Here is a 26287-nt window from a genome sequence, read left to right on the forward strand (position 1 = left end):
TCGGCGCCGCTCTAGATGAGCCCGTGCTCGCGCAGGTACTCCATCTGCGCCCGGACCGAGAGTTCGGCGGCGGGCCACAGGGACCGGTCGACGTCCGCGTAGACGTGCGCGACGACCGCCTCCGCGGAACGGTGGCCGTCCTCGACCGCCGTCTCCACCTGGGCGAGCCGGTGGGCTCGGTGGGCGAGATAGAACTCGACCGCTCCCTGCGCGTCCTCCAGCACGGGCCCGTGCCCGGGCAGCACCGTGTGGACGCCGTCGTCGACCGTGAGGGACCGCAGCCGGCGCAGCGAGTCGAGATAGTCGCCCAGGCGGCCGTCGGGATGGGCCACCAGGGTCGTACCGCGGCCCAGGACGGTGTCCCCGGTCAGCACGGCCTGATCGGCCGGGAGATGGAAGCACAGCGAGTCGGCGGTGTGCCCCGGGGTGGCGACGACGACGAGTTCGAGCCCGCCGAGGCCGATCACGTCGCCCGCCGCGAGCCCCTCGTCGCCCAGCCGCAGCGCCGGGTCGAGCGCCCGCACCTTCGTGCCGGTGAGTTCGGCGAACCGTCCCGCGCCCTCGGCGTGGTCGGGATGCCCGTGCGTCAGGAGGGTCAGCGCGACGCGCTTGCCGGCCTTCTCGGCCGTGTCCAGCACGTTCCGCAGGTGGCCGTCGTCCAGGGGCCCCGGGTCGATGACCACCGCGAGTTCGGAGTCCGGCTCGGACACGATCCACGTGTTCGTGCCGTCCAGGGTCATCGCGGAGGCGTTGGGGGCGAGGACGTTCACCGCGCGCGCGGTGGCGGAGCCCGAGAGGACGCCGCCTCGGGGCTGACCGGGAAGGGCGGCTGCGTCGGTCATGCGGAGGCTCCGCCCGTCGGGATGTGTTTGGTGAACTCGTCGTGCCCGGGCCACGAGAGGACGACCTCGCCGTCCTCCAGGCGCGCCTCGGCCAGGACGGGGGTCATGTCGCGGGCCGCCGCCGCGGCGAGGGCGGCTGCGGCGCTCTCCCGGTCGACGACGCCCCGCAGCGTCGCGATGGTGGGCGGCATCATCAGCAGCTCGCCCTTGTCGTAGCCGGCGGCGGCGTCGGCGGGGCGGATCCACACGGTCCGGTCGGCCTCCGTGGAGGCGTTGCGCGTGCGCTGGCCCTCCGGGAGGACGGCCACGAAGAACCAGGTGTCGTAACGACGGGACTCGAACTCGGGGGTGATCCATCGGGCCCAGGCGCCGAGCAGGTCCGAGCGGAGCACGAGACCCCTGCGGTCGAGGAACTCGGCGAAGGACAGGTCCCGGGCGACCAGGGCGGCCCGGTCCGCCTCCCAGTCGTCACCTGTGGTGTCCCCGACCACGGAGTCCGGGCTCGGGCCGGCGAGCAGGACGCCCGCCTCCTCGTACGTCTCCCGTACGGCCGCGCAGACGATGGCCTGGGCCGAGGTGTCGTCCACGCCGAGGCGCTCGGCCCACCACGCGCGCGTGGGGCCCGCCCAGCGGACCTGCTGGTCGTCGTCGCGGGGGTCGACACCGCCACCGGGATACGCGTACGCGCCTCCGGCGAAGGCCATGGAGGCGCGTCTGCGCAGCATGTGCACCACAGGGCCGCTCTGGCTGTCCTTGACCAGGATCACGGTGGCCGCGCGCCGGGGTGTGACCGGCGTCAGCGTGCCCTCGGTGAGAGCCCGGATCCGATCCGGCCACTCCGCCGGAAACCACTGCCCATTCCCCATGGCCGGAGGCTATCCCGAGCCGGGCGGATGTTCGAGACCCCACCGCCCCACAAGCGGTTTCTCGCCCCTGCCGTCCCTACCCGACCCCGTCCGGGGCGCCGCCCCGGACCTTGCTCCACAAACGCCGGAAGGGGCTGATTCCTCAGCCCCTCCGGCGTCCGGCGGAAGGGGCCGCGCCGGACCCATAAGTGCGCCCGCGCCCCGTCCGAAGGGCTACGCGTGCGTGAGCTCCACCTGGATCTCGACCTCGACCGGCGCGTCCAGCGGCAGCACGGCCACCCCGACCGCGCTCCGGGCGTGGACGCCCTTGTCGCCGAGCACCGCGCCCAGCAGCTCACTCGCGCCGTTCAGCACGCCAGGCTGCCCGGTGAAGTCCGCCGCGGAGGCGACGAAGCCCACGACCTTCACGACCCGCGCGATGCGGTCCAGGTCGCCCGCGACCGACTTCACGGCCGCCAGGGCGTTCAGCGCGCACGTCCGGGCCAGCTCCTTGGCCTCCTCGGCCGTGACCTCGGCGCCCACCTTCCCGGTGACCGGAAGCTTCCCGTCCACCATCGGAAGCTGGCCGGCGGTGTACACGTACACGCCGGACTGCACGGCGGGCTGGTAGGCCGCCAGCGGCGGGACCACCCCGGGCAGCGTCAGGCCGAGCTCGGCGAGCTTCGCCTCGACCGCCCCGCTCATGCGGACTTCTCGCGCTTCAGGTAGGCCACCAGCTGCTCGGGGTTGTTCGGCCCGGGCACGACCTGGACGAGCTCCCAGCCGTCCTCGCCCCAGGTGTCCAGAATCTGCTTCGTGGCATGGACGAGCAGCGGCACGGTTGCGTATTCCCACTTGGTCATACGGCCGACTGTAGCCGCTGCCGAGGACCACCCACCGCCCCCGGGCGACCCACCGCATCCGGCCACATCGCCCCGTCCCGCACGCAGCTTGTCCACAGCCTCCTGCTTACTCCGGCCGCGGACTGGTTAGGCTCGAATACGTGAGCAGGCTCCAGGTCGTCAGCGGCAAGGGCGGTACCGGCAAGACCACGGTGGCCGCAGCCCTAGCGCTCGCCCTCGCGACAGAGGGCAAGCGCACCCTCGTCGTCGAGGTCGAGGGCAGACAGGGCATCGCGCAGCTCTTCGAGACGGAGGCGCTGCCCTACGAGGAGAGGAAGATCGCCGTCGCTCCGGGCGGCGGGGAGGTGTACGCCCTCGCCATCGACGCGGAACTGGCGCTGCTGGACTACCTCCAGATGTTCTACAAACTGGGCGGCGCCGGCCGGGCCCTCAAGAAGCTCGGCGCGATCGACTTCGCGACCACCATCGCGCCCGGTGTGCGGGACGTCCTCCTCACCGGCAAGGCCTGCGAGGCGGTGCGGCGCAAGGAGAAGAGCGGCCGCTTCACGTACGACTACGTGGTGATGGACGCGCCCCCGACGGGCCGCATCACCCGCTTCCTGAACGTGAACGACGAGGTCGCCGGTCTCGCGAAGATCGGCCCGATACACAATCAGGCCCAGGCCGTCATGCGGGTCCTCAAGTCGCCGGAGACGGCGGTCCACCTGGTGACGCTGCTGGAGGAGATGCCCGTACAGGAGACCGCGGACGGGATCGCGGAGCTGCGCGCCGCGAAGCTCCCCGTCGGCCGGATCGTCATGAACATGGTTCGCCCGGCGCTCCTGGACGACACCGACCTGGCCCTCGTGGAGACCGCGCCGCGCACGGCGATCGCCAAGTCGCTCTCGGCGGCGGGTCTCGGCGGCGCGCGCCGCGGTGGACTGGCCGAGCGGCTGGTGGACCCCCTGCTCGAACAGGCGGAGGAGTACGCCGAGCGGCACGCCCTGGAGACCGAGCAGCGGAGCGTGCTGGCCGAGCAGGGCCTGCCCCTGCACGAACTGCCGCTGCTCGCCGAGGGCATGGACCTGGCCGGTCTGTACGAACTGGCCGCACAGCTGCGGAAGCAAGGGATGTCATGAGTCTGGACCCCGCTCGTGTCCTCGACCTCGACCCGCTGCTCGACGACCCGAAGACCCGCATCGTGGTGTGCTGCGGCTCGGGCGGCGTCGGCAAGACGACCACGGCGGCGGCTCTCGGGCTGCGCGCCGCGGAGCGCGGCCGCAAGGTCGTCGTCCTCACCATCGACCCCGCGCGCCGACTGGCGCAGTCCATGGGCATCGACTCGCTCGACAACACCCCGCGCCGGGTGAAGGGCGTCGAGGGCAGCGGCGAGTTGCACGCGATGATGCTCGACATGAAGCGGACGTTCGACGAGATCGTCGAGGCGCACGCGGACGGCGAGCGGGCGGCCGCCATCCTCAACAACCCCTTCTACCAGTCGCTTTCGGCGGGCTTCGCGGGCACGCAGGAGTACATGGCGATGGAGAAGCTGGGCCAGCTGCGGGCCCGGGACGAGTGGGACCTGATCGTGGTCGACACGCCGCCGTCCCGCTCCGCACTGGACTTCCTGGACGCCCCGAAGCGGCTAGGTTCCTTCCTGGACGGGCGGCTGATCCGGCTGCTGACGGCACCGGCGAAGCTGGGCGGCCGGGCCGGCATGAAGTTCCTGAACGTCGGGATGTCGATGATGACCGGCACCCTGGGCAAGCTCCTCGGGGGCCAACTCCTGAAGGATGTCCAGACGTTCGTGTCCGCGATGGACACCACGTTCGGCGGTTTCCGCACGCGCGCGGACGCCACGTACAAGCTGCTCCAGGCGCCCGGCACCGCCTTCCTCGTGGTGGCGGCCCCGGAGCGGGACGCGTTGCGGGAGGCGGCGTACTTCGTCCAGCGGCTGGCCGCCGAGGACATGCCGTTCGCGGGGCTGGTGCTCAACCGCGTGCACGGGAGCGGGGCGGCCCGGTTGTCCGCCGAGCGGGCGCTCTCCGCCGCGGAGGATCTTGATTCGGCCGCGGCGGAGGACGAGGAATCCGCCATCGCGGAAAATCTTGCCGACACCCGCATTGTCGATCAGGGGGACGGGAAAGCTGGACTTCGTAACTCTCCCGACACGTACGGCAGTTCAGATTCAACGGCTTCCGAGACAGCAGCTCCTGACGAAGGCTCCCCCGACGCCCCGCCCAGGACGGCCGCCACGGACACCACCCCCGACAGCGACGGTTCCGCCGCCACGGACCCCGAGCGCTCCGTCGACCAGCTCACCGCAGGTCTGCTGAGGCTGCACGCCGAGCGCATGCAGCTGCTCTCCCGCGAGCAGCGCACGCGTGACCGCTTCGCCGCGCGCCATCCCGAGGTCGCGGTGGCGGAAGTGGCGGCGCTGCCCGGCGATGTACACGATCTGGCCGGACTGCGGGACATCGGGAACCGGCTCGCGGCGCACAAGCCGGAGCTGCCCGAGAGCTGAGCGGCGGACGGCAGCGGCGAACGGCACCCCGTTCGCCCTCAGGGCGCCCGGAGTTCGTCGCCCAACGCCCTCGCCCCCCTGGCGCCGCGGGCCCCCGGTGAGGCTGCGGACAGCCGAATGGACATCGATCAGCCCGATCCGCACCGCACACCGCGACCGTCGGCACCGCCCGTCGGGCGTGCCTCGGTGACACGAGAGGCGGCGGACGGCATCCCACCCCGTGCGCGCCCGGATCTTCCCCCCGGACACGCCTCGTCCCGGCTCGGCACCGCGAACACTCCGCGGTCACCCCGGCACCATGGCCGGCTCGGACACCTCGGCCTCTCAGCCGTCGCGACGTCCTCCGCCTGCGGGGCACCTCGGGGTCCGGTCGCCGGGCGGGCGACCGTGAACGGCCCTCAGCCCACCGCCGCGTAGCGCTCGTACACCTCTTCCTCGTCCAGAGGGAGCAGGCCCGCCCCGCGCTCGTACTCGGTACGCGCGGTCTCCAGCAGGCGACGCCACGAGGTGACCGTCGGCCGGCGGCGCAGCAATGCGCGGCGCTCCCGCTCGGTCATGCCACCCCACACGCCGAATTCGACGCGATTGTCGAGCGCATCGGCGAGGCACTCCGTGCGTACCGGACATCCGGTGCACACTGCCTTGGCCCTGTTCTGCGCTGCTCCTTGAACGAACAGTTCATCCGGATCGGTAGTGCGGCAGGCCGCCTGCGCACTCCAGTCGGTTACCCAGCCCATACCGGCGCCGTCCTCTCCCGAATCGAGGCTCCCCCACGGCGGCAGCGGCATATTCACCGCCGCCAGTTGAGGACGTTACGGAAGGTGGGCACAGCGCAACACCCCCTTCGGGCCCAATCTTGAATGGCCCGAACGGACTATGCGTAAGCGGCAGATCACCCGGGGGAGTGAGCTGAGGACATGCGTGATGATCCCGGCAAACCGGGACAGTTCAGTTGAGTCACAACGGACGCCGGGTGACACACAAGGCTGATTCGGACACGCCCTCCACAACAATCGTGGAACGTCCGGAACGATTCGGGGTCGCCGGACGTATTGATACGTAGCCGCACTGCTGTGACAGTTGAGAGCAGCTTAGGCCAAGGCATATACGCGTGTCCGGCGAATGAGAACGTAGGCTGCCCTCATGCCAAAGAAGCGCTCGGGCGGTGGTCTGTCCCCTACGCAGCAGGCCGCCAAGTTCCTCGGTGTCAGCGTGCTCGCGGGCGCCGTCATGGCCGGAATCGCCCTGCCCGCCGCCGGCGCGCTCGGCCTCGCGGCCAAGGGTTCGGTCCAGGGATTCGACGACATTCCGGACAACCTGAAGAGTCCCGCGCTGAGCCAGCGGACGACGATCCTGGACAGCAAAGGCGGTCAGATCGCGACGGTCTACTCGCGCGACCGCACGGTGGTCGACCTCAAGGACATGTCGCCGTACATGCAGAAGGCGATCGTCGCGATCGAGGACTCGCGCTTCTACCAGCACGGCGCGGTCGACCTGAAGGGCATCCTGCGCGCGGTCAACCAGAACGCGCAGAACGGCGGAGTGGCCCAGGGCGCCTCCACCCTGACCCAGCAGCTGGTGAAGAACTACTTCGTGGAGGAGGCCGGCGACGACCCGACGAAGGTCGCGCAGGCCACCCAGCAGACCATCGGCCGCAAGATCCGCGAGCTGAAGTACGCGATCCAGCTGGAAGAGAAGCTGGGCAAGAAGAAGATCCTCGAGAACTACCTGAACATCACGTTCTTCGGCGAGCAGGCCTACGGGGTCGAGGCCGCCGCCCAGCGCTACTTCTCCAAGCACGCCAAGGACCTGAACCTCCAGGAGTCGGCGCTCCTCGCGGGCATCGTCCAGTCGCCCAGCCGGTACGACCCGGTGAACGACGAGGAGGAGGCCACCAAGCGCCGCAACACCGTGCTGCAGCGCATGGCCGAGGTGCACGACATCTCCCAGCAGGAGGCCGACAAGGCCAAGGCGGCCAAGCTCGGACTGCACGTCAGCGAGCCGAAGAACGGCTGCATCACGGCGGTCGCGGGCGCCAGCTTCTTCTGCAAGTACGTGGAGAACGTCTTCAAGAGCGACCCGGTCTTCGGCAAGACGCGGGAGGCCCGCGCCAAGGTCTGGAACCAGGGCGGTCTGACGATCCGTACGACGCTCGACCCGCAGGCCCAGGAGTCGATCCAGACCTCGATAAAGGATCACGTCAACAAGTCCGACAAGGTCGCGGCGGCGGGCACCCTGGTCGAGCCCGGCACCGGCAAGATCCTCGGAATGGGCCAGTCGAAGCCGTACGGCTACGGGAAGAACGAGACCGAGTACAACTACTCGGTGAACTACGGCATGGGCGGCTCGAACTACGGCTTCCCGACCGGTTCGACGTTCAAGCCGTTCGTGGCCGCGGCGGCGCTGGAGCAGGGCAAGCCGGCGACGCAGCAGTACTCGTCGCCGAACAAGATGCCGTACCCCAGCCCCGTGCAGACCTGCAGCAGCAAGCCCTGGACGAACCAGTCGAACGAGATCGTCCCGAACGAGAGCGCCTCCGAGGTCGGTCCCTACCGGCTGAAGGAAGCGATGGCGAAGTCGGTCAACACCTACTTCGTGCAGATGATCTCCGACATCGGCCTCTGCCCGGTGATCAACCAGATCGACAAGCTCGGCGTCGTGCAGGGCAACGGCGACAAGCTCCCCCAGGTGCCGTCCATCGCCCTGGGCGCCAAGGGCATCTCGCCGCTCACGATGGCCACGGCGTACGCCGCCTTCGCGTCCCGCGGCATGTACTGCACGCCGATCGCCATCGAGTCGATCAGCCAGCAGGTCGGTGAGCGCGAGAAGTCCCTCGAAGTGCCCAAGTCGACGTGCTCGCGGGCCATGTCGGAGAAGACCGCGGACACCGTCAGCACCCTGCTGAGCGGCGTGATCGACTCCGGCACGGGCCAGCAGGCCGGCCTCACGGACCGCGCCAACGCCGGTAAGACCGGTACCACCGACGAGCGCAAGAACGCCTGGTTCGTCGGCTACACGCCGAACCTGTCGGGCGCCGTCTGGGTCGGCAGCGCCTCCCAGCGGGTCCACATGGTGGGCATCTCGATCGGCGGCGTCTACCACGACAAGGTCTACGGCGGTGAGGTCCCCGGACCGATCTGGCGGGACCTGATGACGGGCGCGCTGGTCGGCAAGGACGCCCCGTCCTTCAACAAGGTCGACATCCCCGACCTCGACAAGGACAAGGACAAGAACCGCGACAAGGGCCGCGACGACGGCGGCAACGGCGACCAGAACGGCACTCCGGGCGGCACCGTCAACGGCGCCACCACCCTCGGAAACACCATCAGCGGCCAGAACGACGGGGGCGGTGGGACCATCCCGACGCCTTCCTTCTCCATTCCCGAGGGATTCATCCAGGGGACCAGCAACAGCGGTACCGGGAACGGCGGGAACGGCAACGGCGGCAATGGGGACGGCGGCCAGCGCTGACCCGTAGGCCCTGACGTCCCGGCGTCCCGACGTCGGTCAGGGAAAAGGGCACCTTCGTGGCGGAGGAAGCGGCACACGCGCTTCCCACTTCGCCTCGAAGGTGCCCTTTCCGCAGCCTGCCGACGTACTCGCACGCCACGCACCGCACCCCGCTTGTGGGATGACGACCCCCGCGACGGTGCGGCCCGGCTGCGGATCAGCCCGCGAGCAGCTGCTTCACGATGGCGGCGACACGACCGCCCTCGGCCTGACCGGCCACCTTCGGGTTCACGATCTTCATGACCTGGCCCATGGCACGCGGCCCCTCGGCGCCCGCGGCCTTCGCCTCCTCGACCGCCTGCGCGACGATCTGCTGGAGCTCCTCGTCGGACAGCTGCTTGGGCAGGTACGCGGCGAGCACCTCGCCCTCCGCCCGCTCCCGCTCGGCCGACTCGGCACGCCCGCCCTGCGCGAAGGCCTCGGCGGCCTCACGGCGCTTCTTGGCCTCGCGCGTGATCACCTTCTGCACTTCGTCGTCGGAGAGCTCGCGCTTGGTCTTGCCCGCGACCTCCTCGTTGGTGATCGCGGAGAGGGTGAGCCGGAGCGTCGAGGAGCGCAGCTCGTCGCGCCCCTTGATCGCGGCGTTGAGGTCTTCCTGCAACTTCGACTTGAGCGTGGTCATGCCGCCAAGTGTCGCAGGTGCGGTGAGGTGGCCGCCCGTTGATTTCGCAGCGTGCCCGCCGGTCCCCCAACGCCCTCCCGGCAGAAGCCACGCGCTTTCGTACGGGGTTGTCCACAGGGGGGCACGCGGACTTGGCGGGGTCTGACACGATGGACGTATGCGCGCGCGATACGGAGTACCCCTGGGAATCACGGCGGTGGGCGCCGCCGGTCTGCTCTACTCGGCAGGGTTCGAGGCCCGTTCCTTCCGCCTCCGGCGGGTGACGGTCCCGGTCCTGCCCCCGGGCATGCGACCGCTGCGCGTCCTGCAGGTCTCCGACATCCACATGGTCGGCGGGCAGAGCAAGAAGCAGCGCTGGCTGCGTTCCCTGGCCGGCCTGCGGCCCGACTTCGTGATCAACACCGGGGACAACCTCTCGGACCCCGAGGGCGTGCCCGAGGTCCTGGACGCGCTGGGCCCCCTGATGGAGTTCCCGGGGGCGTACGTCTTCGGTTCGAACGACTACTACGGCCCCAAACTCCGCAACCCCGCACGGTACTTGTTCGAGAAGGCCCAGGGCCGTCACGGACTGAACGGCAACAAGCCCGCGGTGAGCGCCATCCACAACCCGTGGGAGGACCTGCGGGACGGCTTCGACACCGCGGGCTGGCTCAACCTGACGAACACCCGGGGCACGCTGAAGATAGAGGGCTCCGAGATCGAGCTGACGGGCCTCGACGACCCGCACATCAAGCGCGACCGGTACGCACGCGTGGCCGGCGGCCCGTCCGAGTCCGCCGACTTCTCGATGGGCGTCGTGCACGCCCCGTACCTGCGCACCCTGGACGCGTTCACCGCCGACGGCTATCCCCTGGTCCTGGCGGGCCACACCCACGGCGGCCAGCTCTGCCTCCCCTTCTACGGCGCCTTCGTGACCAACTGCGACCTGGACACGGACCGCGTCAAGGGCCTCTCCACGCACACGGCGGAGGGCCGGACCTCCTACATGCACGTCTCAGCGGGCTGCGGCACGAACCGCTACACCCCGGTCCGCTTCGCGTGCCCGCCGGAGGCTTCGCTGCTCACGTTGGTGGCCCGCCAGTAGGGAGCGCGGGCGACGCGGGGCGGGACCGCTCCGCGGCCCGCCGGGGCACCTTCGGAGGACGCCCGCCGATCGTCCCGTACCGGAGCACGGGCAGCACAGCTAGCGGCCGGCCCGCCCCCTTGTACTGAAGCTCGCCCCGCTGCACTGGAGCCCGCTCCCCTGCACGGGAGCCAGCTCCGCGCTCGGTCCCGCCGGGCAGCTCCCTCCGCACCACTCCACTCCGACGACACCCACTCGCCGCATCCCATATCGCCCGATTCGACCGATCCGCTTAGCGTGGGGCCATGATCACCCCCATGCCCCGGGACATACCCGATCTCCCCGCGATACCGGGTATCTCTCCGCCGTTCGTCTCCTTCGTCCCGGCGACGGCGGTCGCCACGCCCACGCGCCGCCCGTTCACGGCGGTCTTCCGCATCCTGGTGGCGCTCGCGGCGGCGGCGGGCGTGGCCATCGACGTGAAGCTGGGCAGCCCGGTCCGGGTGCTGAGCTACTTCACCATCCAGACGAACCTGCTGGTCGCGCTGGTCTTCGCGGCATCGGCCCGGCGGGCCTGGTCGGCCCGGCGCCCCCTGCCCGGGGTCCTGACGGGCGGCACGCTGATCTACATCTCGATCACGGGCCTGGTGTACCACCTGCTCCTGGCGAACGAGTCGAGCCCGTTCTCCATGACCGGAGGAGGCGACACGCTCTCCGGCTGGCATGCGGCGGCCAACCATCTCCTGCACACGGTGACCCCGATCGCCGTGGTCCTCGACTGGCTCCTGCTGACACGACCGGCCCCGCTGGCGTTCCGGAACGCGGTGACCTGGCTGCTCTACCCGCTCGCCTACCTGGTCTTCTCCCTGGCCCGCGGGGCGGCGATCCCGCCGGGAAACCCGGTCCGCTACCTGTACCCCTTCGTCGACGTGGAGCGCCACGGCTACGCCGGCGTCCTCGGCAACACCGCCATCCTCGGCGTGGCCTTCTACGCCCTGGCCCTGCTCATCGTCGCGGTCGACCACGTCCGCCCGGACCCGGTCCGACGCCGCGTACGAGGCCTCGAAAACCGGATTTCGTCTCCGGGCACCAGTGGGCTAAAGTAAACGACGTCGCCGCGAGAGCAGCGACGATCGGGGTGTAGCGCAGCTTGGCAGCGCGCTTCGTTCGGGACGAAGAGGTCGTGGGTTCAAATCCCGCCACCCCGACAGCTAAATCACCGGAAGGACCCCCTGTACTCGCTTGAGTACAGGGGGTCCTTCTGCTTCTGCGGGCACTCCTGGGACGGCCCGGCGCCTGAGAGTCGTCGGCCAAAGGGCGACCGCCCTGACCTCCGGGGGCGGCCTGCCTCAGTCCGCCCCCATCACCCATCCCCCGTCCCCTCCCTCAAGCCTCCAGCCAGGTCCTCCGGTGGCGGGCGACGGTGTGGATGCGTGTGACCTGGGCCGGGGTCCAGACGCCGGTCAGCGGGGCCAGGGAGGAGACCTCGCGTTCTCGGTAGACCCTCACCCGGAGCTGGGTCGCTTCGACCTTCAGGTCGGTGATGCCGACGAAGACGAGGACCGGGTCGACCGGGACGGTGAAGCCGCAGTAGTGGCCGAGGACGCGTTGGACCCGCTCCGCTTCGGATCGGCTCCTGCGGGCGTACGGCCGGGGGTCCCCGTTGTCGACCTTCACGGCGTCGTCGCCGACCCAGACCGGCTTTCCCGGGTGGTCCTTGGTGTTGATGCTGAACACTCCGCCGGGCCCGATCAGGAGGTGGTCGAGGTCCACGTCCCCGGGCAACGGGATGGAGTGCAGGACGTACCATCCGTGCCGGCGCAGCCGGTCGAGTTCGGCGCCGACGCGGCGTTCGCCCCCCGCGCCCTTGCGCCACGAGTCCCCGTCGGCCGGGCGCCCGAGTATGCGGCCCAGGGCCCGTGCGACGGGACCCGCCGAGGACTCGTCGATCCTCGGCCGGCGTGCCGTGCCGGGCGCGTTCTCCGCCAGGTCGTCGAGTGGGGTCAGGGGTGGGAGAGGCGGAGTCAGGGGTGGGTGGAGCGGGGCCATGGGAGTCGTGGAGGCCGTGGGGCTCGTGGGGGTCATGAGGTGGGGCGTCGCCGCCGCCTCCGTCTCCGGCCCTGCATCCCGTACCGGCCCTGCCTCCGATGTCGGCGCCGCCGGCCCTGCCTCCGGTGTCGGAGCGTTGCGCAGGCCGCCCTGGCGGCCGCGGAAGTCCGGCACCGCCCGGCGGGACGGTGCGCCCCCGTGCGATGCCGACCCTTCGGAGAACGGTGCACCCCCGCGGGACAGCACTCCCCCGCGGAACGGTGACTCCGCACGCGACGGTTCCCCCTCGGGGGAGGGCCCGCCCCTGCGGGACGACGCTCCCTCACGGAGGGGTGCTCCCGCGTGCGACGGGGCTTCCGTTGCCGGTGAGTCCGGCCGGTTTCCCGGTAGGTGCGGTGCGAGGACGGACGTCACCGGGCCCAAATAGTCCGTGAGCAGGACGGTGATCGTGCCCGTCGTGCGGTCGGCCCAGCCTGCCGCCGTGCCGTCGGGAAGATTGGCGTAGAGACGGTCGTGTCCGAACCGATTCCATCGAACGACCGTGAGCTGAAGCATGGTTGCCCCCTCTGGCCTCGTCGGTGCCGATGTCGCCATGGCAGCAGCGCGGGGAGGACGCGCACAAGGGCGCGCTGGGGGCGGGCGGTTCCCCGCCCGGGGACCCGGGCGTGCGGGCGGGAGGAGAACGTACTGGGCAGGGGCCCCGTCGCACGGTGGCGACCGGGCCCCCCGCCGTGCCCCCTCAGGCGAACTGCCCCGGCCGGTAACCGCCCGCGGGCTGCTGGATCATGACGTTGCCCCGGTTGAAGGCGTTGATGAGGGAGATGACGCAGACCAGAGTGGCGAGTTGCTCCTCGTCGTAGTACTTGGCGGCGTTCGCCCAGCACTCGTCGGTGACGCCGCCCGCCGCGTCGGCGATGCGGGTGGCCTGTTCCGTCAGTTCCAGGGCGGCGCGCTCGGCGTCGGTGAACACCGTGGCCTCCCGCCAGGCCGCGACCAGGTTGAGGCGTACCGACGTCTCGCCGGCGTGTTCGGCGTCCTTGGTGTGCATGTCGGTGCAGAAGCCGCAGCCGTTGATCTGGCTGGCGCGGAGCTTCACCAGTTCCTGCGTCGCGGCCGGCAGGGTCGAGTCGGCGAGCGCCTTGCCCGCCGCGTTGAGGTGCTTCCCGAACTTCGCGGCGACCGGGCTGGCGAAGAGGTTCAGACGGGCTTCCATGGCTTCTCCTATGTCACGTGTGCCGCACATGCGGTGGCTTCCCGTGGTGCTTCAACCCCTTGGACGGGACGGACCCCGCCCGTTGTGACATCACCGCCTGTGACCCGCGTCTCGCCCCGGCGGACCGAGCGGCGACGGGCGGGTCTCATCCGGCACTGGAACCGCCCGCGCCCGTGCGGCAGTCTTCTCTCCCGTGGTGAACCTTCCGTCTCCGAGCGCCTCGCCCGACACCGCCGCCGCTCACATGGTGGTGGCCGGTGACGACGCCCTGGCGCACCGGCTGGCCGCCGAGTTGCGCGGGGTCTACGGCGAACAGGTCACCCTCGTCGTACCGCCCGCGCAGCGGAGCGTGCGGCCGCCGGTGGTCGGGCGGACGCGGGCCACCGCCCTGTTCGACCGCGTCTCCGCTGCCGTCAACCGGGCCTCCGGGACCGGCAACGGGAACGGCAATGGGGGGAACGGGGGCGGGGACGGCGCCGCCCTCGCGGGTGCGCGCGTCGGCGAGCCGCCCGGTTCCGAACGGGTGCTGGAAGCAGCGGAGTTGACCGAGGACGTGCTCGGCGACGCCGGGGTCGAGCGGGCCGCCGCGCTGGCGCTCGTGTACGACGACGACGAGACCAACATCCGTGCCGCCCTCACCGCCCGACGGCTCAACCCGCGGATCCGGCTCGTCCTGCGGCTCTACAACCGGCGCCTCGGACAGCACATCGAAGCCCTCCTCGACCAGGCCTCCGCCCTCGCCGGAGCCCCGCTCCGCACCGGGGCACCGGGGCCCGGCAGCTCAGGAGACCCCGGCGGTCCCGGCGACCCGGGCCGTGACGTGTACGACGCGTCCACCACCGTCCTGTCCGACGCCGACACCGCCGCCCCCGCGCTGGCCGCCACCGCCGTGGCCGGCACCAGCAAGGTCGTCCAGACCGACGGGCTGATGCTCCGCGCGGTCGAGCGGCCACCGCCGGCCCCAGGCGAGGTCGCCGATCCCGGACTGTGCACCCTCGCCCTGCTGTCCGCGACGGCCAACGACCCTGCCGGCGCGGATGGTTCGGAAGGCAGCGGATCCCAAGGACCTCAACTGCTGCCCGACGAAGGGGCGGTGGCCGGCGCCACCGGGCGCGGCACCGTCGTCCTGGAGAACGTCTCGTACGCCGGTCCCGAACTGTCCTCCGGTCGCGGCGTCGTCCCGTCCTTCGGTTCGCTGCTCTCGCGGCGGCTGCGCTGGTCGTTCGCCGGCCTCGTCGCGTGCGTGGTCGGGCTCGCCGTCGCCTCGATGCTGGTCACCGGCGAGAGACCGCTCCAGGCGACGTATCTGACGCTGCTCGATCTGTTCGCCATCAACGACCCGGCCATAGGCGAGCCACTGGGGCGCCAGATCCTCCAACTCTGCTCCGGCATGGTCGGGTTGCTGCTCCTGCCGGTGCTGCTGGCCGCCGTTCTGGAGGCGCTCGGTACGTTCCGCAGCGGGTCCGCGCTGCGCAAGCCGCCGCGCGGTCTGTCCGGGCACGTGGTGCTGCTCGGCGTCGGCAAGATCGGCACCCGCGTGCTGGCCCGGCTGCGGGAGCTGCACATCCCCGTGGTGTGCGTCGAGGCCGATCCGGAGGCACGTGGGCTGGCACTCGCCCGGCGCCTGCGCGTGCCGGTCGTGCTGGGCGACGTGACGCAGGAAGGCGTGCTGGAGGCCGCCAAGATCCGCCGGGCCCACGCGCTGCTGGCGCTGACCAGCGCGGACACCACGAACCTGGAGGCCGTGCTGTACGCCCGCAGCGTGCAGCCCGACCTGCGCGTCGTCCTGCGGCTGTACGACGACGACTTCGCGACCGCCGTGTACCGCACCCTGCGGGCCGCGCATCCCGGCGCGCTCACCCGCAGTCGCAGCGTGTCCCATCTGGCCGCGCCGGCGTTCGCCGGGGCGATGATGGGCCGGCAGATCCTCGGGGCGATTCCGGTCGAGCGGCGGGTGCTGCTGTTCGCCGCGATCGACGTGGGCGGCCATCCGCAGTTGGAGGGGCGCACGGTGGGTGAGGCGTTCCGGGCCGGGTCGTGGCGGGTCCTCGCCCTCGACACCGCGCCCCGGGGACAGCGCCGGGCGGCTTCTGCGGCCTCCTCGCGCGGCCCCAGTCTGGTGTGGGACCTGCCCGCCACCTACGTCCTGAAGCCCGAGGACCGTGTGGTCCTCGCGGCGACCCGACGCGGCCTCGCGGAACTGCTCGGACGGCGTCCCCGGCGGCGGGCCGGGACGTAGCCGGGTCGCCCCTGGGCGGGCGTAGCCGGGTCACCCTGGGCGAGCCGTGGCCGAGCCGCCCAGGGCGCATCCGTAGCCGTGCCCCAGCCAGAGCCACAAGGCACGAGGCACAGCTACAGCGGCGAGGTACAGCTCCAGCTCCGCCTACTTCCCCAAGTACCTCTCCGCGAAGTCCAGTTCCAGGCGGACCTGCTTGATGCGTTCGTCGACGACCAGGGAGCCGTGGCCCGCGTCGTAGCGGTAGACCTCGTGCGGGGCTTCGCGGGCGGCGAGGCGGGTGACGTAGTTGTCGATCTGGCGGATGGGACAGCGGGGGTCGTTCACGCCGGCCGAGATGTAGACGGGGGCCTTCACCGCGTCGACGTAGGTCAGCGGGGAGGACGCCTCGAAGCGCTCGGGGACCTCTTCCGGGGTGCCGCCGAGCAGCGTGCGGTCCATCGCCTTCAGCGCCTCCATCTCGTCGTGGTACGCCGTGACGTAGTCGGCGACCGGGACGGCGGCGATGCCGAGCGTCCACGCGTCGGGCTGCGTGCCGAGGCCGAGGAGGGTGAGGTAGCCGCCCCAGGATCCGCCGGTGAGGATCAGCCGCTCGGGGTCGGCCAGACCGGAGTCCACCGCCCAGGCGCGGACCGCCTCGATGTCCTCCAGCTCGATGAGGCCGACGCGGTGCTTGAGCGCGTCCGTCCAGGCACGGCCGTAGCCCGTGGAGCCGCGGTAGTTGACCCGGACCACCGCGTAGCCGTGGTCGACCCAGGCTGCCGGGCCCGCCGCGAACGAGTCGCTGTCGTGCCAGGTCGGACCGCCGTGGATGTCGAAGACGGTGGGGAGCGGACCGGTGGTGCCGGCCGGCTTCTGGATCAGGGCGTGGATGCGGCCGCCGGGCCCCTCGACCCAGACGTCCTCCACGGGGACCGACCCCGGGGACTTCAGGCCGGGCGGGTCCAGGACGACCGCGCCGGTCGTGGAGCGGACCGCCGACGGCTCGGCCGCCGAGGACCACAGGTACTCCACGGTGCCGTCGGGGCGCGCCGTCGCTCCCGAGACCGTGCCCGGCGGGGTCGGGACCTCGGTCAGCTCGCCGGTGGCGAGGTCGTACCGCCAGAGGTCGCTGCGGGCTTCGAAGCTGTGGGCGACGAGGAGGGCCGAGCCGTCCGGATACCAATCGGCGGCCACGTCACCGGGGAGGTCGAGGGCCAGGTCGGTCTGCTCGCCGGTCGACACGTCCCACACCAGGGGCTCCCAGCGGCCCCGTCGCTGATGTCCGATGAGCAGTCGGCTGTCCCCGTCCACCGGGGCGAAGCCCAGCACTTCGAGTCCCAGCTCGACGGTGCCGTCCTCGGTGTCGTCGAGCTCGGCGACGGCGGAGCCGTCCGGGCGCAGCACCCGCAGCGCTGAGTGCATCGCGTCGCCGTGCTCGGTGTGCTCGATCGCGATCAGCGAGCCGTCGTGCGCGAGGTCGCCGACGCCGGCCGACTCGCGGTGCCGGTAGATCTCCACCGGGGACTCGCCGGCCCGCGCCAGGTGGATCGTCGAACCGTCGTCGTCCGTCGAGCGTCCGACCACGGCCGTCCGTCCGTCGCGGCCGATGGCGAGGCCCGCGGGGTACGAGGCGTCGAGATCGGGGACGGCCGGTTCGTCGGTCTCGCCGTCGACCAGGGGGGCCTCGAAGGGGCGGCGGCGCCAGATGCCGAACTCGTCGCCGTCCTTGTCGTCGAACCACCAGATCCACGCGCCGTCGGGCGAGAGCACGCCGTCCGTCGTGCCGTTCGCCCGGTGGGTGACCTGGCGCTGCTCCCCCGTCGCACGGTCCCACGCGTACAGCTCGTACGTCCCCGTCGCGTTCGAGACGAACAGGGAGCGGTGCGGGGCGTCCTCCGCCCAGTCCGGCAGCGACACCCGGGGTGCCCGGAAGCGCTTCTCCCAGTCGGGCATGTCGGCCTGCTGCTGCTCGGTGGACCTGCTGCTCTCAGTCATGGCCCCATAGTGCCTGGCCCGGGCCGCAGCGCGCCGACGGGATCCCCAGCCTGTGGACAACTCCCCCGCCGCCGAGCACCACGCCTCCCGGCCGCGGACCGGACCGTGCCCCGCCGATGTCACGTCCCCGCAGGTCAGACGCTGTGTCAGTGGCGGGATGCAGACTTCTGGCATGACCGATCTGCGCACCACCGTCGAGAGCTACTGGGCCGCGGCCGACGCCCGGGACTGGGAGGCCTTCGCCGGCCTGCTCGCCGAGGACGTCATCTACACCCTGCCCCAGACGCGGGAGCGCATCAGCGGCAGAGAGCGCTACGTCGCGTTCAACCGCGAGTACCCGGGCGACTGGCACGCGCGGATCGAGCGGGTCGTGGCCGAGTCCGGTCACGCCGTCTCGTGGATCCGTCTCACGGTGGGCCCGGAGGAGATGCAGGCGGTCACGTTCTTCACCGCCGGCGAGGACGGCAGGATCACGACGGTCACGGACTTCTGGCCCGAGCCGTACGAGCCTCCGGCGGGCCGGGAGCGTCTCGTGGAGCGCTACTGAGCGGGCCCCACGGCCGAGTGCCGCGGGGCGGCACCGTACCGTGGACGATGTGTACCGGTTCCTGCTGACGCCCCGCTGGTGGGGGATCAACGTCTTCGTGCTGTTGGCCATCCCCTTCTGCATCTTCATGGGGTCATGGCAGTTGGGGCGCTTCGAGGACCGGGTGCAGGACCACCGGACGGCGGACAAGGCGGCCTCGGCGGCCAAGACGGACCCCGCCAGGCCGCTGGCCGGCATGCTGCCCGTGACCACGCAGACGTCCGGCAAGCAGACCCTCGCGACGGGCCGGTACGGCGAGCAGCTCCTCGTGCCCGACCGCGAACTGGACGGCAGGCAGGGCTTCTACGTCCTGACGCTGCTGCGTGTGGACGGCGGCAAGGCACTGCCCGTGGTCCGCGGCTGGCTGCCCGGTGCGGCCGACCCGGCGAAGGCCCCGGCCGCCCCCGGCGGCGAGGTCACCGTGACGGGCGCGCTGCAGGCCTCCGAGAGCCCCGGCTCGAACGGGGTCAGCACGGCCGGCGGACTTCCCTCGGGGCAGACCGCCGCGATCAGCGCCGCGTCCCTGGTGAACCTGGTGCCGTACACCCCGTACGACGCGTGGATCACCCTCGACAAGGCCGACGCCGGCATGAAGGCGGTGCCGCCGGCCGCCCCGCAGAACACGGGGCTCGACCTCAAGGCGTTCCAGAACCTCGGCTACACCGGCGAGTGGTTCGTCTTCGCGGGCTTCGTCGTCTTCATGTGGTTCCGTTTGCTGCGCCGCGAGGTGGAGTTCGCCCGCGACGCCGAGCTGGGCCTGTTCCCGGACGCCGGCCCCGAGGAGGGCGACGCCTCCGGATCCGCGTCCGTCCCGGAGACGGGTGCCGGCGACACCGACGGCGAGGGCGAGGTCACCACGGTCGACCGTGACGGAAACGGTGCTCGTGACGAAGCCGCCGCGGACGCCACACCCTCCACCACCGCGTAGCGACCGCGCGGGCCCCCGGAGGGGACGCCGGGCCCGTCCCGCGACCGCCGCCGGCCCGTGAACGCGAAGGCCCTTCGCACATCCGCCGCCGGGCGGGTGCAAAGGGCCGTCTGTCGAGTCTCGGGCGTCTGCGCCGTCGACGCCCGCGAGGGCGCCGGGCCCGTCCGCCGGTGTCCGCCGACGAGCAGCGGGTTCCCGCGCCGGCCGGTGGCCGGACGCCGCCACTGGTGGCGGCGACCGGTCAGGCGGACGTCAGGATTCCGGTGTGGATGACCGTGCCGGCGCAGGCGTTGGACACGCTCACCGAGGCCCCCGCGCCTCCCGTGGCCGCCGTGCTGGACACGGTGACGCTGCCGTCCTGCACACCGTCCTCGGTGTAGAGCTGCGGCGCGGCACCGACTCCCTCCGACGACGTGCCGCCGGTGTCGGTGGCCCCCTCGGTGGGCGTCGGGTCCGGGGACGGCGGGATGGTCGGGCACGTCTCCGAGGGCACCCAGGCGAACTTCACCACGTACGAGCCGCCCGGCTGCAGGACCAGGGAGGTCACCTCCGCCGAGGGGTCGGGCAGCCCGCCGGCCGCGTCGCCCGCGACGTGCGTCGCCACGCCGACCTTGCTCTGCTGCGCCGCGCCCTGGGCGGTGGCGTTGAAACTGCCCGCGCCGGTGACCGTGCAGGCGGTGGTGGACACGTTCGAGACGGTGAAGGAGCCGTAGACGGCGCCCGCGGCGTCCGGACCGGCGGTGGCGCCGGCGGCTCCGCCGAGCTGCTCCGTCGTGCACGCGGCCGCGCTCAGGGCCGACGCCGACGGGTCGGCACCGCCCGTGGCCGCACCGCTGCCCGCGCCCTTGCCCTTGTCCGGCTTCTCGGTCCGGCCGCCGGAGTCCTTGCCCTTGGACGTGCCGCCCGAGCCGCCGGCCTGCTTGCCGTCGCCGGTGCCCGTGCCCTTGTCCTGGCTCGCGCCGCCCTGGGCGGCGGAACTGTTGGCCGCGTTGGACGGGTTGACGTCCGACCCGGAGGAGTTGGAGACGTGCACCGCCGCCGGGATCGCCGTGCCCATGAAGAGCGCGGCGGCGGCCATACCGACCACGGCCTGGCGCTTGCGGGCCCGCCGGGCCGGCACGGCGCGGCGCAGGTGGGCCAGGGTGCCGTCGGTGGGTTCGATCGTGTCGACCGCCTGGTGCAGCAGTCGGCGCAGCGCCAGCTCGTCCGAGCCGAACCCCTCGGCTGCCGGGCCGTCCTGCCCGTGCGTGTCGGGCTGTTCGTCTGGGCCGTGGTTCACAGTTCCGTTCCCAGCGTGCGATTGCTTGTGCTCGGGTTCCGGGCGCCCCGGGTCGCCGGGACGCCACCGATCGTCGGAGGCGCTCATGCCTGGGCCTCCATGGCGACGCGGAGCGCGGCGATACCGCGCGAGCCGTACGCCTTGACGGAGCCCAGGGAGACGCCGAGGGTCTCGGCGACCTGGGCCTCCGTCATGTCCGCGAAGTAGCGCAGGACGAGGACCTCGCGCTGACGGCGCTGGAGTCCCTTCATCGCCTTGATCAGCGCGTCGCGCTCCAACTGGTCGTAGGCGCCTTCCTCGGCGCTCGCCATGTCGGGCATCGGCTTCGAGAGGAGCTTGAGGCCGAGGATGCGACGGCGCAGGGCCGAGCGCGACAGGTTGACGACGGTCTGCCTCAGGTAGGCGAGCGTCTTCTCCGGGTCCCGCACGCGCTTGCGCGCCGAGTGCACCCGGATGAAGGCCTCCTGGACGACGTCCTCGCAGGAGGCGGTGTCGTCGAGGAGGAGTGCCGCCAGACCGAGGAGCGAGCGGTAGTGCGCCCGGTACGTCTCGGTGAGATGGTCGACGGTCGTGCCCGCCGCCGCGATGTCCTCGGCGCCGTCACGCTGGTCCGGAATGCGGGTAGGCCGCGTCGCAGGCATGGGCGCGATCACCGGCATGCCGCCGGGCGCGCCGGGGCTGCGGAGTCGGCGGGGTGGACGCAGGGCGGTGCCCCTCGTCTGTACCGCGGTGAATTCGAGTACCTCTGCCACGCCAGTTGGACACACGTCCCCCCTGGAGGGTTGTACGCGACGGGCGTCACATTGGCGACGGATGTCATCTTGGCCTGAACACCACCTTCCGGTACGCCCGTTGGACCGCCCGCCGGAACGCCGTACGGCGTGCGCGACGATGCACCAGATGCCCTCATGCGTACCAGCTCTTCCCCTGTGCCCCGTTTGTCCGCTGCCCCGTCGCCCCTGAACGGCGACCGCAAAGACGCTCCCCGCCCTCCGCGCGGTTGCGGAGAGCGGGGAGGAAATCTTCGGACGCCGACACGGGTCGGTTCAAGTGGTCCGGACCATTAAATTGATCACTGAACCAACGCAGATCCTACAAAGGTCTCCCGGAACGGCCACCAAGATTCCGGCTGGTGGACGCCCGGGACGCAGAACCTGCGGAACGGCGCGGGTCCGGACGTCCGGGGTCAGGCGCCGACGATCTCCGCCGCCACCAGCTCCGCGATCTGAGCGGTGTTCAATGCAGCACCCTTGCGCAGGTTGTCGCCGCACACAAACAGTTCGAGGGCCGTCGAATCGTCCAGGGCCCGGCGGACCCGTCCGACCCACGTGGGATCGGTGCCCACCACGTCGGCGGGAGTGGGGAACTCGCCCGCGGCGGGGTTGTCGAACAGCACGACACCGGGCGCGGTGGCCAGAATCTCCCGCGCCTTGTCGACGGTGACCTCGCCCTCGAAACGGGCGTGGACGGTCAGGGAGTGCGTGGTGACGACGGGAACGCGGACACAGGTCACGGCGACCTTCAGCTGCGGCAGCGCGAGGATCTTGCGCGTCTCGTTGCGGACCTTCATCTCCTCCGAGGACCAGCCGTCCTCGGCGAGCGACCCGGCCCAGGGCACCACGTTCAACGCGACCGGCTCCGGGAAGGGGCCCGTGTTGTCACCGACGGCCCGGCGTACGTCACCGGGGCTCGTGCCCAGTTCCGTACCGGCGACCAGGGACATCTGCTGGCGCAGGGTGTCGATGCCCGCGCGGCCGGCGCCACTCACGGCCTGGTACGAGGAGACGACGAGTTCGCGCAGCCCGAACTCGGCGTGCAGCGCGCCGAGCGCCACGATCATCGAGAGGGTCGTGCAGTTCGGGTTCGCGACGATCCCGCGGGGGCGCACGCGCGCGGCGTGCGGATTCACCTCGGGGACGACGAGGGGCACTTCCGGGTCCATCCGGAAGGCGCCCGAGTTGTCGACGACGACCGCGCCCTTCGCGGCGGCGATCGGTGCCCACTGGGCGGCCACGTCGTCCGGGACGTCGAACATGGCGACGTCGACCCCGTCGAAGGACTCCTCCGACAGGGCCACCACCTCGACCTCCTCACCGCGCACGGCCAGCTTGCGGCCGGCGGAGCGCGGCGAGGCGATCAGACGGATCTCGCCCCAGATGTCCGCGTGCTGGGACAGGATCTGGAGCATGACCGAGCCGACGGCTCCGGTCGCACCCACGACCGCGAGCGTCGGTCGTCCGGTCATCGCCCGGTGCCTCCGTAGACGACGGCCTCGTCGCTGTCGGAGTCGAGCCCGAAGGCGCTGTGCACGGCGCGGACGGCTTCGTTCACGTCGTCGGCGCGGGTGACGACCGAGATGCGGATCTCGGAGGTCGAGATCAGCTCGATGTTGACGCCGGCGTCGGTGAGGGCCTCGAAGAAGCCCGCCGTGACACCCGGGTTCGTCTTCATGCCGGCGCCGACGAGGGAGATCTTGCCGATCTGGTCGTCGTAGCGCAGCGACTCGAAGCCGATCACGCCCTTCGCCTTCTCCAGGGCGTCGATGGCCTTGCGGCCCTCGGTCTTGGGGAGGGTGAAGGAGATGTCCGTCAGGCCCGTGGTGGCCGCCGACACGTTCTGCACGATCATGTCGATGTTGATCTCGGCGTTGGCGATGGCGCGGAAGATCGCGGCGGCCTCGCCCGGCTTGTCCGGGACGCCCACGACCGTGACCTTGGCCTCGGAGGTGTCGTGCGCGACACCGGAGATGATGGCCTGCTCCACCTTCTGGTCCCCTTGCTGGTTCTGTGCGCTGCTGACCCAGGTGCCCTGGAGCCCACTGAAGGACGAGCGCACGTGGATCGGGATGTTGTAGCGGCGGGCGTACTCCACACAACGGTGGAGGAGCACCTTGGAGCCGGACGCGGCGAGCTCCAGCATGTCCTCGAAGGCGATCCGGTCGATCTTCTGCGCCTTCTTCACCACACGCGGGTCGGCGGTGAACACACCGTCCACGTCGGTGTAGATCTCGCACACCTCGGCGTCGAGCGCCGCGGCCAGCGCGACGGCCGTGGTGTCGGACCCGCCGCGGCCCAGCGTGGTGATGTCCTTCTTGTCCTGCGAGACGCCCTGGAACCCGGCGACGATGGCGATGTTGCCCTCGTCGAGCGCCGTACGGATACGGCCGGGGGTGACGTCGATGATCCGGGCTTTGTTGTGGACCGAGTCGGTGATGACGCCTGCCTGGCTGCCGGTGAAGCTCTGGGCGCTGTGGCCCAGGTTCTTGATCGCCATGGCCAGCAGGGCCATCGAGATCCGCTCGCCGGCGGTCAGCAGCATGTCGAACTCTCGTCCGCTGGGCATCGGAGATACCTGCTCGGCGAGATCGATCAGCTCGTCCGTCGTGTCGCCCATCGCGGAAACGACCACGACCACCTGGTGGCCGTTCTTCTTCGCTTCCACGATTCGCTTGGCGACGCGCTTGATGCCCTCGGCATCGGCTACGGAGGAACCTCCGTACTTCTGCACGACAAGGCCCACGTGCGCTCCTCGCTCAATCCGTCTCTGCACCGCACAACTGCGGTCGGCTCAGTCTAACGAGCGGCCGGATTTCCCTTCCGAGGTATCGCATCGTGAGATGTCCCGCTCACGACGTGATCACTCGGGATGTCAGGTCAGCAAGGGACATCCGGCCGCTCCGAGACGGCACCTGCCCGTCCTTCGGCCCGGCCACTCCGAAAGTGCCCGGTGTCACATCGCGGCGGCACCGGGTGCGGGCGGACGAGCGGGCTACTTGACGGTGCGCAGGCCGAGCGGGCCGGCGATCTCCTGGGCCATGACCTGACCGGCCTCCTCCGCGAGGGCGTCCTCGCCGAGGTCCTGGTCGGTGTCGAGGCCGTTCAGGTCGTCGAGGGGCTGGTTCAGGCGGACGTGCGCCACCAGCGACTGGAGGGCGCGCAGGGCCCCGGAGGCGGTGGAGCCCCAGTTCGAGAAGTAGGAGAACTGCCACCACCACATGGCTTCCGTGGTGCGGCCGGCGCGGTAGTGGGCCATGCCGTGGCGCAGGTCGGCGATGACGTCGGCGAGGTCGTCGGAGATACGGCAGGCGACCGGCGCCTTGCGGGGCTCGTAGGGGTCGAAGACCTCGGAGTAGACGTCGATCGGCTCCAGCATCACCGCGAGCCGCTCGCGCAGCCCGTCGACGTCCGCCTCGGGACCCAGGTCGGGCTCGTAGCGCTCGTCGGGGACGATGTCCTCGTGCGCGCCGAGACGGCCGCCCGCGAGGAGGATCTGGGACACCTCCAGGAGGAGGAAGGGCACGGCCGAATCCGGCTCGTCGCCCTTGGCCACCTCGGTGACGGCGACCAGGAAGCTCTCCACCTGGTCCGCGATCTGGACCGAGAAGTCGTCGGGGTCGGGGCTCGTCGCGTGCAGCGTGGCGTCAGACATCTAGGAGTCGTCTCCCCTCGAAGGCACGGCCGAGCGTGACCTCGTCCGCGTATTCCAGGTCGCCGCCCACCGGGAGGCCGCTGGCCAGGCGGGTGACCTTGAGGCCCATGGGCTTGATCATGCGGGCGAGGTACGTGGCGGTGGCCTCGCCCTCCAGGTTCGGGTCCGTCGCCAGGATCAGCTCCGTGACCGTGCCGTCGGCGAGACGGGTCAGGAGTTCCCTTATCCGCAGGTCGTCCGGGCCGACGCCCTCGATCGGGCTGATCGCGCCGCCGAGGACGTGGTACTTGCCCCGGAACTCGCGGGTCCGCTCGATCGCGACGACGTCCTTCGGCTCCTCCACCACACAGATCACCGTGAGGTCGCGGCGCGGATCGCGGCAGATGTTGCACAGCTCCTCCTGCGCGACGTTGCCGCAGGTCGCGCAGAAGCGGACCTTCGCCTTGACCTCCATGAGGCACTGCGCGAGCCGGCGGACGTCCGTCGGCTCGGCCTGGAGGATGTGGAAGGCGATCCGCTGCGCGCTCTTGGGACCGACGCCGGGGAGCCGCCCCAGTTCGTCGATGAGGTCCTGGACCACGCCTTCGTACAACGGACTGCCTTTCCGAGTGCTTCGGTACCGCCTGGTTCCGTCTTACGTCTTTTCCCTGTGCGTACGGTAGTTGGCCGCCGCCGGTCTTAGAAAGGCAGACCGGGAATGCCGCTGCCGCCGCCGAGCCCCTGGGTGAGCGGGCCGAGCTTCTGCTGCTGGAGCGCCTGGGCGTTCTCGTTGGCCGCCTGGACGGCCGCGACGACGAGGTCGGCGAGCGTCTCGGTGTCCTCGGGGTCGACCGCCTTCGGGTCGATCACCAGACCGCGGAGCTCTCCGGAACCCGTCACGGTCGCCCGGACCAGACCGCCTCCCGCCTGGCCTTCGACCTCCGTCCGCGCCAGTTCCTCCTGGGCGTTCGCCAGGTCCTGCTGCATCTTCTGGGCCTGCTGCAGCAACTGCTGCATATTGGACTGGCCACCACCGGGAATCACGATCAGCTCCTGGTTTCGAGTACGGCTGTACGGACCGTTTTTCCTGTCCAGCACGAGCCTACGTGGTCGACCGGCCCGTCGCCCAAGCACTCTTTCGAGTGAGACCGTCTTGACGCCTATACCTGATCAAGGCCCTCTTCCGGGCGGAAAAGCGGTGAAACCCGGTCCATCGCCACCCATTGGGCGGTAGGAAGGGGGCGGCGCATTCGTACCACGCGTCACCTGGCGTCACGCACGGTCAGCTTCGTCGGCCGCGCCTGCGCGCTCCGCCGGTGCCGTCGTGCGCCGGCGTCCGCCGTCTTCGGGTGCCGGCGCCGTTG

Annotated in this window: 24 protein-coding genes and 1 tRNA gene; 9 read left to right on the forward strand and 16 right to left on the reverse strand. The window is 71.1% G+C overall.

Going from position 1 to position 26287, the window contains the following annotated elements; genetic code table 11:
* Nucleotides 1-11 precede the first annotated feature (11 nt).
* The 4 genes from OG406_RS19265 to OG406_RS19280 all read right to left on the reverse strand — a co-directional run bounded on the left by OG406_RS19265 (nt 12) and on the right by OG406_RS19280 (nt 2550).
* Nucleotides 12-842: an MBL fold metallo-hydrolase gene (locus OG406_RS19265; protein WP_164372862.1), complete on the reverse strand. Its 831-nt coding sequence runs from the start codon at nt 840-842 to the stop codon at nt 12-14.
* A complete protein-coding gene (locus OG406_RS19270) occupies nt 839-1708 on the reverse strand; it encodes an NUDIX hydrolase (RefSeq protein WP_329186868.1) in 870 nt (289 codons plus the stop codon). The genes OG406_RS19265 and OG406_RS19270 overlap by 4 nt, the downstream gene beginning before the upstream one ends.
* Nucleotides 1709-1921: 213 nt before the next feature.
* Nucleotides 1922-2392 carry a RidA family protein gene (locus OG406_RS19275; protein WP_081218518.1) on the reverse strand — a complete coding sequence of 157 codons (471 nt, stop codon included), beginning with the start codon at nt 2390-2392 and terminating at the stop codon, nt 1922-1924.
* The gene (locus OG406_RS19280; protein ID WP_075033571.1) at nt 2389-2550 is read right to left on the reverse strand and encodes a DUF4177 domain-containing protein; all 162 of its coding nucleotides are present in this window, start codon (nt 2548-2550) and stop codon (nt 2389-2391) included. Before OG406_RS19280 ends, OG406_RS19275 begins: the two co-directional genes overlap by 4 nt.
* A gap of 140 nt (nt 2551-2690) precedes the next feature.
* Between OG406_RS19280 and OG406_RS19285 the strand changes: the two genes are divergently transcribed.
* Together OG406_RS19285 and OG406_RS19290 are read left to right on the forward strand one after the other, a co-directional pair.
* Nucleotides 2691-3668: an ArsA family ATPase gene (locus OG406_RS19285; RefSeq protein ID WP_081218517.1), complete on the forward strand. Its 978-nt coding sequence runs from the start codon at nt 2691-2693 to the stop codon at nt 3666-3668.
* Nucleotides 3665-5053, forward strand: coding sequence for an ArsA family ATPase (locus OG406_RS19290; RefSeq protein ID WP_329186873.1), 1389 nt, complete (start codon nt 3665-3667; stop codon nt 5051-5053). The genes OG406_RS19285 and OG406_RS19290 overlap by 4 nt, the downstream gene beginning before the upstream one ends.
* Nucleotides 5054-5451: 398 nt before the next feature.
* Here OG406_RS19290 and wblA read toward each other — a convergent pair whose 3' ends face one another.
* On the reverse strand, nt 5452-5790 hold the full coding sequence (gene wblA / locus OG406_RS19295; RefSeq protein WP_028799159.1) for a transcriptional regulator WblA: 339 nt from the start codon (nt 5788-5790) through the stop codon (nt 5452-5454).
* A gap of 406 nt (nt 5791-6196) precedes the next feature.
* Between wblA and OG406_RS19300 the strand changes: the two genes are divergently transcribed.
* Nucleotides 6197-8524, forward strand: a complete 2328-nt coding sequence (locus tag OG406_RS19300) for a transglycosylase domain-containing protein (protein ID WP_164372859.1) — start codon at nt 6197-6199, stop codon at nt 8522-8524.
* 196 nt (nt 8525-8720) lie between these two features.
* On the opposite strand, the gene OG406_RS19305 is transcribed toward OG406_RS19300, so the two are convergent.
* Complete coding sequence (locus OG406_RS19305; RefSeq protein WP_164372858.1) at nt 8721-9185, reverse strand: GatB/YqeY domain-containing protein; 465 nt, start codon at nt 9183-9185, stop codon at nt 8721-8723.
* A gap of 157 nt (nt 9186-9342) precedes the next feature.
* Here OG406_RS19305 and OG406_RS19310 point away from each other — a divergent pair, with 157 nt between their 5' ends.
* The 3 genes from OG406_RS19310 to OG406_RS19320 all read left to right on the forward strand — a co-directional run bounded on the left by OG406_RS19310 (nt 9343) and on the right by OG406_RS19320 (nt 11456).
* Nucleotides 9343-10269, forward strand: coding sequence for a metallophosphoesterase (locus OG406_RS19310; protein ID WP_329186877.1), 927 nt, complete (start codon nt 9343-9345; stop codon nt 10267-10269).
* Between the two features lie 284 nt (nt 10270-10553).
* Complete coding sequence (locus OG406_RS19315; RefSeq protein ID WP_329186879.1) at nt 10554-11354, forward strand: Pr6Pr family membrane protein; 801 nt, start codon at nt 10554-10556, stop codon at nt 11352-11354.
* A gap of 28 nt (nt 11355-11382) precedes the next feature.
* Nucleotides 11383-11456, forward strand: a tRNA-Pro gene (locus OG406_RS19320).
* 178 nt (nt 11457-11634) lie between these two features.
* On the opposite strand, the gene OG406_RS19325 is transcribed toward OG406_RS19320, so the two are convergent.
* The gene (locus OG406_RS19325) at nt 11635-12333 is read right to left on the reverse strand and encodes a nuclease-related domain-containing protein (RefSeq protein WP_329186880.1); all 699 of its coding nucleotides are present in this window, start codon (nt 12331-12333) and stop codon (nt 11635-11637) included.
* 703 nt (nt 12334-13036) lie between these two features.
* A complete protein-coding gene (locus tag OG406_RS19330; RefSeq protein ID WP_266615333.1) occupies nt 13037-13510 on the reverse strand; it encodes a carboxymuconolactone decarboxylase family protein in 474 nt (157 codons plus the stop codon).
* Between the two features lie 244 nt (nt 13511-13754).
* Here OG406_RS19330 and OG406_RS19335 point away from each other — a divergent pair, with 244 nt between their 5' ends.
* Entirely contained in the window at nt 13755-15749 is a 1995-nt protein-coding gene (locus tag OG406_RS19335; RefSeq protein ID WP_329190880.1) for an NAD-binding protein, read from the forward strand.
* 144 nt (nt 15750-15893) lie between these two features.
* Here the strand turns inward: OG406_RS19335 and OG406_RS19340 are convergent, their stop codons facing one another.
* Nucleotides 15894-17723 carry a S9 family peptidase gene (locus OG406_RS19340; RefSeq protein WP_329186883.1) on the reverse strand — a complete coding sequence of 610 codons (1830 nt, stop codon included), beginning with the start codon at nt 17721-17723 and terminating at the stop codon, nt 15894-15896.
* Nucleotides 17724-17895: 172 nt separating this feature from the next.
* Between OG406_RS19340 and OG406_RS19345 the strand changes: the two genes are divergently transcribed.
* Together OG406_RS19345 and OG406_RS19350 are read left to right on the forward strand one after the other, a co-directional pair.
* The gene (locus tag OG406_RS19345) at nt 17896-18270 is read left to right on the forward strand and encodes a nuclear transport factor 2 family protein (RefSeq protein ID WP_329186884.1); all 375 of its coding nucleotides are present in this window, start codon (nt 17896-17898) and stop codon (nt 18268-18270) included.
* Nucleotides 18271-18319: 49 nt separating this feature from the next.
* Entirely contained in the window at nt 18320-19237 is a 918-nt protein-coding gene (locus tag OG406_RS19350) for an SURF1 family protein (RefSeq protein ID WP_327411048.1), read from the forward strand.
* 241 nt (nt 19238-19478) lie between these two features.
* Here the strand turns inward: OG406_RS19350 and OG406_RS19355 are convergent, their stop codons facing one another.
* The 7 genes from OG406_RS19355 to OG406_RS19385 form a co-directional block, all read right to left on the reverse strand.
* Nucleotides 19479-20516 (reverse strand): hypothetical protein, encoded by a 1038-nt coding sequence (locus OG406_RS19355; protein ID WP_329186886.1) that lies wholly within the window; start codon nt 20514-20516, stop codon nt 19479-19481.
* Between the two features lie 83 nt (nt 20517-20599).
* Nucleotides 20600-21175, reverse strand: coding sequence for a SigE family RNA polymerase sigma factor (locus OG406_RS19360; RefSeq protein WP_239155489.1), 576 nt, complete (start codon nt 21173-21175; stop codon nt 20600-20602).
* A 527-nt stretch (nt 21176-21702) separates the two neighbouring features.
* Nucleotides 21703-22761 (reverse strand): aspartate-semialdehyde dehydrogenase, encoded by a 1059-nt coding sequence (locus tag OG406_RS19365; RefSeq protein ID WP_266615325.1) that lies wholly within the window; start codon nt 22759-22761, stop codon nt 21703-21705.
* Nucleotides 22758-24035 carry an aspartate kinase gene (locus OG406_RS19370; protein WP_081218505.1) on the reverse strand — a complete coding sequence of 426 codons (1278 nt, stop codon included), beginning with the start codon at nt 24033-24035 and terminating at the stop codon, nt 22758-22760. Before OG406_RS19370 ends, OG406_RS19365 begins: the two co-directional genes overlap by 4 nt.
* A gap of 249 nt (nt 24036-24284) precedes the next feature.
* A complete protein-coding gene (locus tag OG406_RS19375; RefSeq protein WP_164372849.1) occupies nt 24285-24944 on the reverse strand; it encodes a DUF5063 domain-containing protein in 660 nt (219 codons plus the stop codon).
* Nucleotides 24937-25536 carry a recombination mediator RecR gene (gene recR, locus OG406_RS19380; protein ID WP_081218503.1) on the reverse strand — a complete coding sequence of 200 codons (600 nt, stop codon included), beginning with the start codon at nt 25534-25536 and terminating at the stop codon, nt 24937-24939. The genes OG406_RS19375 and recR overlap by 8 nt, the downstream gene beginning before the upstream one ends.
* 86 nt (nt 25537-25622) lie before the next feature.
* On the reverse strand, nt 25623-25967 hold the full coding sequence (locus tag OG406_RS19385; protein WP_329186889.1) for a YbaB/EbfC family nucleoid-associated protein: 345 nt from the start codon (nt 25965-25967) through the stop codon (nt 25623-25625).
* Nucleotides 25968-26287 lie beyond the last annotated feature (320 nt).

The organism is Streptomyces sp. NBC_01428, from assembly GCF_036231965.1.
In the GTDB taxonomy this organism is placed as follows: domain Bacteria; phylum Actinomycetota; class Actinomycetes; order Streptomycetales; family Streptomycetaceae; genus Streptomyces.

Coding starts and splice junctions, on each gene's coding strand:
- OG406_RS19375 (WP_164372849.1), bottom strand. CDS start 24,944: ATGTCTGACGCCACGCTGCACGCGACGAGCCCCGACCCCGACGACTTC.
- OG406_RS19290 (WP_329186873.1), top strand. CDS start 3,665: ATGAGTCTGGACCCCGCTCGTGTCCTCGACCTCGACCCGCTGCTCGAC.
- OG406_RS19345 (WP_329186884.1), top strand. CDS start 17,896: ATGACCGATCTGCGCACCACCGTCGAGAGCTACTGGGCCGCGGCCGAC.
- OG406_RS19305 (WP_164372858.1), bottom strand. CDS start 9,185: ATGACCACGCTCAAGTCGAAGTTGCAGGAAGACCTCAACGCCGCGATC.
- wblA (WP_028799159.1), bottom strand. CDS start 5,790: ATGGGCTGGGTAACCGACTGGAGTGCGCAGGCGGCCTGCCGCACTACC.
- OG406_RS19365 (WP_266615325.1), bottom strand. CDS start 22,761: ATGACCGGACGACCGACGCTCGCGGTCGTGGGTGCGACCGGAGCCGTC.
- OG406_RS19330 (WP_266615333.1), bottom strand. CDS start 13,510: ATGGAAGCCCGTCTGAACCTCTTCGCCAGCCCGGTCGCCGCGAAGTTC.
- OG406_RS19315 (WP_329186879.1), top strand. CDS start 10,554: ATGATCACCCCCATGCCCCGGGACATACCCGATCTCCCCGCGATACCG.
- OG406_RS19335 (WP_329190880.1), top strand. CDS start 13,755: ATGGTGGTGGCCGGTGACGACGCCCTGGCGCACCGGCTGGCCGCCGAG.
- OG406_RS19325 (WP_329186880.1), bottom strand. CDS start 12,333: ATGACCCCCACGAGCCCCACGGCCTCCACGACTCCCATGGCCCCGCTC.
- OG406_RS19300 (WP_164372859.1), top strand. CDS start 6,197: ATGCCAAAGAAGCGCTCGGGCGGTGGTCTGTCCCCTACGCAGCAGGCC.
- OG406_RS19275 (WP_081218518.1), bottom strand. CDS start 2,392: ATGAGCGGGGCGGTCGAGGCGAAGCTCGCCGAGCTCGGCCTGACGCTG.
- OG406_RS19310 (WP_329186877.1), top strand. CDS start 9,343: ATGCGCGCGCGATACGGAGTACCCCTGGGAATCACGGCGGTGGGCGCC.
- OG406_RS19265 (WP_164372862.1), bottom strand. CDS start 842: ATGACCGACGCAGCCGCCCTTCCCGGTCAGCCCCGAGGCGGCGTCCTC.
- OG406_RS19280 (WP_075033571.1), bottom strand. CDS start 2,550: ATGACCAAGTGGGAATACGCAACCGTGCCGCTGCTCGTCCATGCCACG.
- OG406_RS19340 (WP_329186883.1), bottom strand. CDS start 17,723: ATGACTGAGAGCAGCAGGTCCACCGAGCAGCAGCAGGCCGACATGCCC.
- OG406_RS19270 (WP_329186868.1), bottom strand. CDS start 1,708: ATGGGGAATGGGCAGTGGTTTCCGGCGGAGTGGCCGGATCGGATCCGG.
- OG406_RS19360 (WP_239155489.1), bottom strand. CDS start 21,175: ATGCCGGTGATCGCGCCCATGCCTGCGACGCGGCCTACCCGCATTCCG.